Origin of the sequence: Micromonospora sp. NPDC049662 (genome assembly GCF_040675055.1) — a bacterium.
In the GTDB taxonomy this organism is placed as follows: domain Bacteria; phylum Actinomycetota; class Actinomycetes; order Mycobacteriales; family Micromonosporaceae; genus Micromonospora.
Genome location: NZ_JBFAOC010000030.1, coordinates 72,821 through 83,193, shown reverse-complemented (window position 1 = coordinate 83,193; position 10,373 = coordinate 72,821). Strand labels below are relative to the sequence as shown.

Annotated in this window: 9 protein-coding genes; 4 read left to right on the top strand and 5 right to left on the bottom strand. The window is 74.2% G+C overall.

Going from position 1 to position 10,373, the window contains the following annotated elements; genetic code table 11:
• Positions 1-185 precede the first annotated feature (185 nt).
• On the bottom strand, positions 186-1,112 hold the full coding sequence (locus AB0J36_RS22010; protein WP_357171360.1) for a hypothetical protein: 927 nt from the start codon (positions 1,110-1,112) through the stop codon (positions 186-188).
• Positions 1,113-1,136: 24 nt separating this feature from the next.
• Positions 1,137-1,658, bottom strand: a complete 522-nt coding sequence (locus AB0J36_RS22005) for a VOC family protein (RefSeq protein WP_357123116.1) — start codon at positions 1,656-1,658, stop codon at positions 1,137-1,139.
• 49 nt (positions 1,659-1,707) lie between these two features.
• Between AB0J36_RS22005 and AB0J36_RS22000 the strand changes: the two genes are divergently transcribed.
• Both AB0J36_RS22000 and AB0J36_RS21995 read left to right on the top strand, forming a co-directional pair.
• On the top strand, positions 1,708-2,169 hold the full coding sequence (locus tag AB0J36_RS22000; RefSeq protein ID WP_357123413.1) for a MarR family transcriptional regulator: 462 nt from the start codon (positions 1,708-1,710) through the stop codon (positions 2,167-2,169).
• 57 nt (positions 2,170-2,226) lie between these two features.
• Positions 2,227-3,912, top strand: a complete 1,686-nt coding sequence (locus AB0J36_RS21995) for a tetratricopeptide repeat protein (RefSeq protein ID WP_363661059.1) — start codon at positions 2,227-2,229, stop codon at positions 3,910-3,912.
• A gap of 12 nt (positions 3,913-3,924) precedes the next feature.
• On the opposite strand, the gene AB0J36_RS21990 is transcribed toward AB0J36_RS21995, so the two are convergent.
• On the bottom strand, positions 3,925-5,268 hold the full coding sequence (locus AB0J36_RS21990; RefSeq protein ID WP_363661061.1) for an ATP-binding protein: 1,344 nt from the start codon (positions 5,266-5,268) through the stop codon (positions 3,925-3,927).
• Positions 5,269-5,339: 71 nt separating this feature from the next.
• Positions 5,340-5,996: a response regulator transcription factor gene (locus tag AB0J36_RS21985; RefSeq protein WP_363661058.1), complete on the bottom strand. Its 657-nt coding sequence runs from the start codon at positions 5,994-5,996 to the stop codon at positions 5,340-5,342.
• Positions 5,997-6,093: 97 nt separating this feature from the next.
• Here AB0J36_RS21985 and AB0J36_RS21980 point away from each other — a divergent pair, with 97 nt between their 5' ends.
• Complete coding sequence (locus tag AB0J36_RS21980) at positions 6,094-7,191, top strand: sigma-E factor regulatory protein RseB domain-containing protein (protein WP_363661057.1); 1,098 nt, start codon at positions 6,094-6,096, stop codon at positions 7,189-7,191.
• Positions 7,192-7,450: 259 nt separating this feature from the next.
• The gene (locus AB0J36_RS21975; RefSeq protein ID WP_357123407.1) at positions 7,451-9,670 is read left to right on the top strand and encodes an ATP-binding domain-containing protein; all 2,220 of its coding nucleotides are present in this window, start codon (positions 7,451-7,453) and stop codon (positions 9,668-9,670) included.
• 55 nt (positions 9,671-9,725) lie between these two features.
• On the opposite strand, the gene AB0J36_RS21970 is transcribed toward AB0J36_RS21975, so the two are convergent.
• Positions 9,726-10,151, bottom strand: coding sequence for a hypothetical protein (locus AB0J36_RS21970; RefSeq protein WP_355051819.1), 426 nt, complete (start codon positions 10,149-10,151; stop codon positions 9,726-9,728).
• Between the last annotated feature and the right edge of the window lie 222 nt (positions 10,152-10,373).

Here is a 10,373-nt window from a genome sequence, read left to right as displayed (position 1 = left end):
CGGGCCCCCACCCCGCTTATTAGGGGCGCCCGCGCCCCCCCCCCAGCGGCTCACCCCCCCCCCCCCCGCGCGGCGTCTCCGCCCCGACCCCCCGCCCTCCATCTCGTCGATCTTGCACTTTCGGTCGACGTTCCGCGCGGGAACGTCCCTTGTGTCGCCGCAGCAAGTGCAAGATCGCGGGGGTCTCAGGGGGTTGGAGTGATGAGTTCGTCGCCGGCCAGGCGACCGGACTCGCGGTCTCGGGTTACCTTGCCCTCGACCAGGAGGGTGGTGAGGGCCTGGTTGGCGTCGGTGGCGCGGTAGACCGTCGCGGTGAGGGTGTGCCGGCGCAGCTCGGTGACCGGGCGCGGTCCGTTGCGGCGCAGTTCGGCCAGCAACTCCCGGGCCAGCGGTTCCCGGTCCGGGTCTTCGGCCACGTCGACGGGTGTGCCCGTCGGGTCGGCCGGATCGCGGTAGCGCACCCCGAGGCCGGCGCCGACCGTCCAGAGCGCGTCGCGGACCGCCTCCAGGCTCCGGTCCGACCGGCTCCCGAACGCGATCACGCCGGCCGCCTCGTCGTCCCCGTCGGCGGAAGCGTCGCCCACTCCCCCGTCCGCCTCCACCACCGGTGCCACCTCGGCGACCAGCGGAAAGCCGGCGAGGCCGAGGGCCGGGCGGGCGCTGGTGGTGGCGTGCAGCAGCACTTCGCCGTTGCGGCCGTTGGCGCAGGCGCGCAACACCTCGGCGTGCGCCGGGCCGGACAGGTCGACGAAGCAGAACAGCGGCGCCCCGGCCGCAGCGGCCGCCTTCAGCGCCACCGGAAGCCGGGCGGGGCCGCCGGGCAGCAGGTGCACGGTCACCTCGGGAGGCAACTCCGCCTCGACCGGTCCGAGCCGGGCCGGCAGGTCGCTGGCCTCGTCGGCCAGCGCCAAAATGGTCACCTGCCGGCCGCGTACCTGCGTGGCGTGACCGACGACCGCCCGTAGCGCCGCCTCCGCGCCACCGCCGTCGGCGCCGGCCCAGGCCAGCGCGACGGTCACGCGGCGGGAGCGGTGCAGGGCGACGGGCAACCAGGTCGCCAGGTGGCGGACCAGGAGTTCGCGGAGGACGTCGGCGGTCCGGTTGGTTGGCACCGGTCCGTTCTACCCCATGGCCGTTCAGGCCGGGACGGAGATCCCCACGCCGCCGCGCGTCTGCCCGCCGTAGCGCTGCCGCTCGGCGGCCAGGTCGAGCCGGCCGATCCGCTTGCGGGCGGCCAACGTGGCGTCGTCGAGCAGGTCGGCCGGGACCAGCCAGACCACCTCGAACTCCAGCCCGTCCGGGTCCTGCCCGTAGAGGCTCTTGGTGGTGCCGTGGTCGGACGTGCCGGCCAGCGCCCCGGCGGCGGCGAGCCGCTCGGCGGTGGCGGCCAGTTCGTCGAGGGTGTCGACCTCCCACGCCAGGTGGTAGAGCCCGACGGTGGCCCGGCCGGCGGTCGAGCGCCCGGCGCCCGCGCCGATCTCGAACAGGCCGAGGTCGTGGTCGTTGGTGGAGTCGGGAGCCTGGAGGAACGTCGCGCCCCGGAAACCGTCCGGGGTCATCGCGACCGGGGTGAAGCCCAGCACGTCGCGGTAGAAGGCGACGCTGCGGGCGAGGTCACTGACGTAGAGAACCGCGTGGTTGAGCCGGTGGATACCCATGACCCCACTCTAGCGCCGTTTGGTTGAGCGTTCAACCATCGGGAGTATGATGGCCGTCATGACCCGCTGGCTTAACCCCGACGAGCAGCGCACCTGGCGGGCGTTCCTCGCCTCCTCCCGAGCGTTGATGGACACGCTCGACCGTGAGCTGCAACGCGATGCCGGAATGCCGCACGCCTACTACGAGATCCTGGTCCGGCTCTCCGAGGCGCCCGGTCGGCAACTGCGGATGAGCGAGCTGGCCGAGGCGGCCGGGTCGTCGCGCAGCCGCCTCTCGCACGCGGTGGCCCGCCTGGAGGAGGCCGGCTGGGTGCGCCGCGAGGACTGCCCCACCGACCGGCGCGGGCAGATCGCGGTGCTCACCGACGACGGTTTCGCCACCCTCGCCGCCGCCGCGCCCGGCCACGTCGACGGCGTACGCCGGCACCTCTTCGACGCGCTGAGCCCCGCCCAGGTCGACCAGTTACGCCGAATCAGCGAGACGTTGGCCGAGCACCTGAGCAGATCCTGACCGATCGACACCGGCGCGGGTCTTGTACTTACCGTCGTCGGATGAGCACGATGGGGCGTGTCCTCCGGCTTCGACGAGTTGACTGACCAGGCGCACCACCTCGTGTCCGCTGGCGACATCGCCGGTGCCCAACGGCTGCTCTCCGACGCGCTCACCGACGCCGACCCCCGCCCGGCCAACGCCACGCCGGAGCTGGCCGAGGCGGCCAGCCTGCAGGCGCGGGTGCTCGTCGCCCTCGGCGAGCCGCACTCCGCCCGCGGCTGGGCCGCCTTCGCGTACGCGGCCACGACCCGGTTGCACGGCCGCTCCGACCCCCGCACGGTGGCCGCCGCCGCGACCCTGGCCGCCGTGCTGCACCGGGTGGGCAGTCACTCCCGGGCCGCCCGGCTGTACCAGGACGTGATCATCGAGCTGACCGCGCAGGACGGTCCCGAGTCACTGCGGGTGCTGGCCGCACACGCCGACCTGGCCACCGTCGAGTACGCCCGGGGCCAGTGCACGGTCGCCCGCGACCGTCTCCAGGACGCCTGGGAGCTGCACCGCGAGGTGTACGGCGACGGCCACCCCAGCGGCATCAAGATGTTGGCCCGGCTCGGCTCGATGCAGCGCGACTGCGGGCAGTTCGCCGAGGCGCACGACAACCTCGCGCTGGCCCGCGAGCTGTGCCGGCAGCATCTGAGCGCCGACGATCCGCTGGCCCTGCAGGTGGCGGCGCTGGCCCGGGCAGCCGCCAACCCCGACCACGTCTGCGCCGACGACACGTCCGCCGTCCGGGACGCACCGGTGGTGCCGGCCGCGCGCACGCCGCCGCCGCAGCCCGATCCGCCGCTCGATGCCGCCTATTACCCGCCGGCCCCGCAGGCCGCTGCTCCCGCCGGCCGTACCGACGAGGGCCTGGCTGGTTCCGGAGTCTCCAGCGGCGGCCCGGTACCGAACCCACGGGTACCGGCCGACGAGCCGGACGGCTCCCCCGACTTCCGCTGGCCGCCGGCCGACGAGCCGGAGGGATCGTCGGAGGTCCGCTGGCCGCCAACCGACGAACCGAACTTCCGCTGGCCGCCGGACCCGGCGGACGATCCCGTCCCGCAGCCCACCGCCGCGCCGGTGCCCCCGTCGGTGGCCGGGTTCACGGGCGGCACCGAAGAGTCGTCCGGCGTGTACCGGCTGTACCGACCCGGCGCGTCGGCCGAACCGGACCGACCGTCGGCGTCGCTGACGCCGTACACGCCGTCGCGGCTGCTGCCGGTGCCCGTGCACCGGGCGCCGGCAGCGGCACGCAACAAACTGGTGCCGGTGCTGGTGGCCGGCGTGGTCGTGGTGCTGCTGGGCACGGCGGCGGTGATCGCCGGCGTGGCCCGCGTCGGCGACGACCCGAAGTCCGGGCCGGCACCGAGCGCCGGCCCGAGCGGCACGGCCGCGCCCCCGACCACCGGCGCCCCGACCACCGGCACGACCGCGCCGGCCGCCGTGCCGGGCACCCCGCCCGGCACGGTGTCGCTGCGCGACAACCGGGACAACATCGCCCTGCGCTGGACGTACCCGGCCGGCGGTGAGGGGCCGGTCATCGTCTCCGCCGGCCGGGCCGGGCAGGAGAAGACCGCGATCGCCACGCTGCCCGCCGGGACCGACAGCTACATCGTGTACGCGCTGAACCGCGCCAACGACTACTGCTTCACCGTCGCGGTCGTCTGGTCCACCGACACCGTGGCGAGCGCCAACCAGGTCTGCACCCGCCGCCGCTGACGTCCGCCGTACTCAGGGTCGGGCAACGGTCGGTGCCGGCGTCGCCGGGAGCAGCAGGCGTACCCGTAGGCCGTGCGGGCCGTCGGCGTCGGCCAGGGTGATGGTGCCGCCCGCGCGGCGGACCAGCTCCCACACGATGGCGAGGCCGAGGCCGGCGCCGCCGTGGTCGCGGCCCCGGCCGTCGTCCAACCTCGTGAACCGGTCGAAGACACGGCCGCGGTCGGCCGCCGCGATCCCCGGGCCGTCGTCGGTCACCGTCACCAGGTGGTACGCGGTCTCGTGCGGCTCGACCGCGAGGACGACGCTGCTCCGCGCGTGCCGGACCGCGTTGTCGACGAGGTTGGCCAGCACCCGCCGTAGCTCCGCCTCGTTCCCGGCCGTCCACAGCGGGCCCGGCGACGGCTCCACCCGCACCGGCGGCGACGGATAGCGGGCGGCGACCTCGCTCACCAGCGCCGCCAGATCGACCGGGCCGGTGCCCCGCGACGCCGGCATCTCGTCCAGGCGGGCCAGCAGCAGCAGGTCGTCGACCAGCCGGCTCAACCGCTCGGTGTCGGCGAGCAGGTTGGCGGTCACCGCCGTCCAGTCCGTCCGGTCGGCGAGCCGCTGGGCCACCTCCAACTCGGTCCGGATGTTGGCCAGCGGGCTCCGCAGCTCGTGCGCGGCATCGGAGACGAAGGCCCGCTGCCGGGCTCGGGCCGACTCCAACCGGCCCAGCATCCCGTTCAGGGTCACCGCCAGCCGATGGATCTCGTCGGCGGAGGCGGGCACCGGAAGTCGACCGGCGCCGGCCCGACCGGTGATCTCCTCGGCGCCGCGTCGCAGCGCCTCCACCGGACGCAACGTCGCGCCGACCACCCGCCACGCCACCCCGGCCAGGACCACCACCAGCAGCGGGAACGCCACCAGCAGGATGGTCCGCACCACGTGCGTGCTCTGCCGCACATCGGCCATCGAGCGGGCGACCAGCACGGTGAGCGGATCGGCCGACGTGCCGGCGGGTACGGCGACCACCCGGACCGGTCCGCGAAGCCCGACCCGCTCGGCGGGAACGTCCAGGCGTTGACGGTGGCCGGTGTCCAACCACTCCGGGCGGGCCATCGGGACCAGCCGGTCCGCGTCGATCGAGGCCGCCCGGACCCGCCCCTGCGCGTCGATCACCTGGACCCGGACCTGCCCGCCAGCCACCGGCAGCGGGTCGGGCAGCGCGTTCTCGGCGGCGAGCAGGGCGACCGCGTCGGCGGTCCGGAACGCCTCGGTGTCCACGTTGCGTTGGAGCACGAAACGGAGCGCGCCGAGCAGCACCACCCCGCCGAGGGCGAGACCGATGGTGAGGCCGAACACGCCGAGCGCCAGGAGGCGGCCCCGCAGCCCCAGGCCGTGCAGGCCCCGGCGGGGCGACCAGCCGCGCGGCGGGCCGGCGGAGGTCACGTCGCCAGCCGGTAGCCGGCGCCCCGGATGGTCTCCAGCCGATCCCGGCCGAGCTTGCGACGCAGGTAGCCGACGTACACCTCGACCACGTTGGGCGCCGTCTCCAGGCTGGCGTCCCACACGTGGTCCAGTAGCTCGATCTTGGAAATGACCTGGCCGGGGCGGCGCATCAGATAGTCCAGCAGGGCGTACTCGCGCGCCGTCAACGTCACCTCGGCGTCGGCCCGGGTCACCCGCCGACGGGCCGGATCGAGCCGCAGGTCGCCGACCGCCAGCACGGCGGGGCGCTCCGGCGCTCCCCGGCGCAGCAGCGCCCGCAGGCGGGCCAGCAGCACCACGTACGAGAAGGGCTTGGTCAGGTAGTCGTCGGCGCCGCAGTCCAGGCCGTCGGCCTGGTCGTACTCGCCGTCCTTGGCGGACAGCATCAGCACCGGCAACCAGTGCTGCTCGGCGCGCAGCCGGCGCACCACCTCGTAGCCGGAGAGGCCGGGCAGCATGACGTCGAGGATCATCGCGTCGTACCCACCGTGGCGTGCCGCGTCCAGGCCTTCGGGGCCGGTCGCCGCCACGTCGACCGCGGACCCCTCGGCCTGCAGACCGCGTTGCAGGGCAGCCGCCAGCCGGGCCTCGTCCTCCACCACCAACAACCGCACACCTCAAGGGTGCCACCCGGGTCACAACTCGCGGTTCGGCGTCCTCAGCGCGTTCACAGCGCCGACCGGGCAGGATGTCGGGCAGGAGGTGTGCACCATGTCGATCCTGAGAAGTCGTCCCGTCCTGCGGTGGCTGGTCCCGGTGGCCGCCGGCGTCGCCGTCATCGGTGGCGGCGCCGCCGTCGGCACGTTCGCCGCCGAGGCCGAGCCGAGCCTGCCGCCGCGTACCGCCGCCCAGCTCCTGGTGGACCTCCAGACCTCCTCCCTGGAGGGGTTGTCCGGCACGGTCGTGCAACGCGCCGACCTCGGCCTGCCGCCGCTCGTCGGGCTGATGCCCGGCAACGACCTGACTGCCCTGCTCAGCGGCACACACACCCTGCGGGTGTGGTACTCCGGCCCGGATCGGCAGCGCGTCGCGCTGGTGGACACGCTCGGCCAGCGGGACATCATCCGCAACGGTCGGGACGTGTGGACCTGGGAGAGCCGCGGCAACACCGCCCGCCACCGCGCCCTGGGCGACTCGAAGGGCGCCGCGAAGCCCGAGGCGACGCCGAGCCTGCCGGCCACTCCCCGGGAGGCCGCCGACCTGGCGTTGAGCGCGATCGATCCGAGCACCGAGGTCAGCGTCGGCCGCTCGGCCACCGTCGCCGGGCGGGACGCCTACGAGCTGGTGCTCGCGCCGCGTGACCGTGACTCGCTGGTGCACCAGCTCCGGATCGCCATCGACGCGAAGCAGCACGTGCCGCTGCGCTTCGAGGTGCTCGCCTCCGGCAGCGACCAGCCGGCCTTCGAGATGGCGTTCACCCAGGTCGACTACCGCCGCCCCGACGCCGACCAGTTCGCCTTCAACCCGCCTCCCGGGGTGAGCGTCACCGAGGAGACCGCCGAGCGGCCGACCGCCGGCCGGCCGGCACACGTCGCGCCGGGTAAGGACCCCCAGGTGCGGACGGTCGGCGACGGCTGGACCACCGTCCTGGTCGCCCGCCTCGACGCCGCCGCAGGCCAGAAGCCGGCCGACGCCGCCCCGGACGCCGACCTGTCGAAGCTGCTCGGTGGCCTGCCGGCGGTCAGCGGCGACTGGGGCAGCGGGCGGCTGCTCACCGGCAAGCTGTTCAGCGTGCTGCTCACCGACGACGGGCGGGTGCTCGCCGGAGCGGTCACGCCCCAGCGGCTCTACCAGGTGGCGCGCGGCTGATCTCCGCACACTCCCTACGCCGGGTCGACCACACGGTCGGCCCGGCGTACCTGTGTGACCCGCATCGGCCCCGTCGGCTTGGTGACAGCGGGCCCGCCGCGCTATCTTCGACAATTCGAGGGCACAAAAAAGAACGGCATTAAATGCCGTTCTAGCATTGGATTCTAACGTTTAGGGAGACGGCTTGTCAAGGCACTCCGGCGGTACCGGTGAATTGCCGCTCGACGACGAGATCGGCCGCGAGCAGGAGTACGTCTCGATGCTCTACGACCGTCTGGACGGGTTGCGTGAGCAGGCCGCCCACCGGCTCACCGCCGAGCTGCGCAACACCGGCGGCACCCTGCAGGACCGCTCCCAGCGCGACAGCTCCGTGGCCATGTACGCCGACCAGGTCGAGCAGTTCTCCGCCGTGGAGAATGGCCTCTGCTTCGGGCGGCTCGACGGCGACGACGACTCCCGCCGCTACATCGGCCGGATCGGGATCTTCGACACCAGTGGCGACTACGACCCGCTGTTGATGGACTGGCGGGCCCCGGCCGCGCGGCCGTTCTACCTCGCCACCGCCGCCAACCCCCAGGGCGTACGCCGTCGCCGACACCTGCGTACCCGCCAGCGCAAGGTGACCGGGCTCAACGACGAGGTCCTCGACATCGACAGCGCCTCCCCCGGCGGGCACGAGGAGCTGACCGGCGAGGCGTCCCTGCTGGCCGCGCTCAACGCCGGTCGGACGGGCCGGATGCGCGACATCGTGGAGACCATCCAGGCCGAGCAGGACCGGATCATCCGCGCCGACCTGCCCGGCGTGCTGGTGGTCCAGGGCGGCCCCGGCACCGGCAAGACCGCGGTCGCGCTGCACCGGGCGGCGTACCTGCTCTACACACACCGACGCGAGCTGTCCAGCCGTGGCGTGCTGCTGGTCGGGCCGAACGCGACGTTCCTGCGCTACATCTCCCAGGTGCTTCCCACGCTGGCCGAGACGGGCGTGCTGCTGCGTACCCAGGGCGACCTGTTCCCCGGAGTGAGCGCCCAGCGCGCCGAGCCGGCCCAGGCCGCAGCGCTCAAGGGCCGCGCCGTACTCGCCGAGGTGCTGGCCCTCGCCGTGCGGGACCGGCAGTGGGTGCCGGACGAGCCGCTGGAGATCGAGGTGGAGCGCGAGGTGCTGACCCTCGATCCGGAGACCGTGCGCGTCGCGCGGGATCGGGTACGCCGCACCGACCGTCCGCACAACCTGGCGCGGGCGCTGTTCGACGTGGAGATCGTGCACGCGCTCGCCGACCAGGTGGCCGAGCGGATCGGCGCCGACCCGCTGGGCGGCGACAACCTGCTCGACGAGGCCGACCGCGCCGAGATCCGTCGGGAGCTGCGCGAGGAGACGGAGATCCAGGCCGTACTCGACCGGTTGTGGCCGGTGCTCACCCCGCAGCGACTGCTCGCGGACCTGTACGCGGACCCGGACCGGATCGCCGCCGCCGCGCCGATGCTCACCGACGACGAGCGGGCGCTGCTGCGCCGCGACCCGGGCGGCTGGACGCCCGCCGACGTGCCGCTGCTGGACGAGGCGGCCGAGCTGCTCGGCGAGGACGAGCGGGCCGCCGCCGCCCGGCGCGAGCGCATCCGCCTGATGGAGCGGGAGTACGCCGAGGGTGTGCTGGAGATCGCCCGGGGCTCCCGGTCGATCGACGTGGAGGACGAGGCCGAGGGCGGTGAGATCCTCGGCGTCACCGACCTCATCGACGCGGATCGGCTGCTGGAACGGCAGGAGGAGGCCGACCGGCTGACCACCGCGCAGCGCGCCGCCGCCGACCGCACGTGGGCGTTCGGCCACATCATCGTGGACGAGGCACAGGAGTTGTCGCCGATGGCGTGGCGGCTGCTGATGCGCCGCTGCCCGAGCCGGTCCATGACGATCGTCGGAGACGTGGCGCAGACCGGCGCGCTCGCCGGAACGCCCTCCTGGGCCGACGCCCTCGCCCCGTACGTGGCGCAGCGGTGGCGACTGACCGAACTGACGGTCAGCTACCGCACGCCGGCCGAGATCATGGCGGTCGCCGCCGAGGTGCTCACCGAGATCGACCCGGCGCTGCGGCCACCCCGCTCGGTGCGGGAGAGCGGCGTACCCCCGTGGGACCGGGCGGTGCCCGACGGGCAGCTACCCGCCGAGTTGGTGTCGGCGGTGACCCGCGAGGCCGCCTGGCTGGCCGAGGGCCGGGTCGGCGTCATCGTGCCGGCCAGCCGGGTCGACGCGCTCGGCGCGGCGCTGACCGCCGCGCTGCCTGAGGCCACGGTGGGCGAAAACCCGGAGCTGGAGAGCCGGGTGGTCGTGCTGACCGTCGCCCAGGCGAAGGGGTTGGAGTTCGACTCGGTGCTGGTCGTCGACCCGGACCGGATGGTGGCCGAGTCGCCGCGCGGGCGCAGTGACCTGTATGTGGCGCTCACCCGGGCCACCCAGCGTCTGGGCGTCCTGCGCCCCTGCGGCTGACCCGACACCCGACGTGCCCCCGCTGACCGGCTGGTCGGCGGGGGCACGGGTGGGATCACCGCCGGTCGGTCGAGCGGTCCCGGATGGACTTGCCCGGACCGGTCGCCGAGGTGGACTGGTCGCTGGTGCTGCCGCCGGTCGGCGTGCTCAGGCCGCCGGTGGTGGCGTCGCCGGTGGTCGTCGGCGCCACCTTGCCGGGGTGTCGCTCCGGCTGGCGGGCGACCCGGCGCACGCTCGCCGGCCCGGCGGTGCCACCGGTGGTCGTCACCGCGCCCTGCCCGCCGACCGGGCCGCCGTCGTGCAGCACCCGCGGGTCGACCCGTTCCTGCGCCGGGTCGAGCGGGTCGTCACGTTGGAGTTGGGACTCCACGTCGGTGGGGGGCACCGTCACCTCATCGAGGGCGCCCTCGCCGTACACGCCGCCGGCGATCCGGTTCTCGGCCTGGCGGGCGGCCTCCTGCCGCATGTCGTCCTCACGCACGTCCATCACCTCACAGAAGCTGTGGAACCGACTGCGTGCCCGACCTCCCGTGGACGAAACCCGCAGCACTCGTACGCCTTGGAAACGGACACTTCTCGCGACCGGGCGTGATGCGGGCGCGGCAGCGCGTCGTCGATTCTTTTCCGGGCCAGGGAGTGTTACCTGGTCGGCGGCCTCGGGTAGTCGGTGGGCGTCCCCGCCGTGCAAGCGAACCGTGCCGTG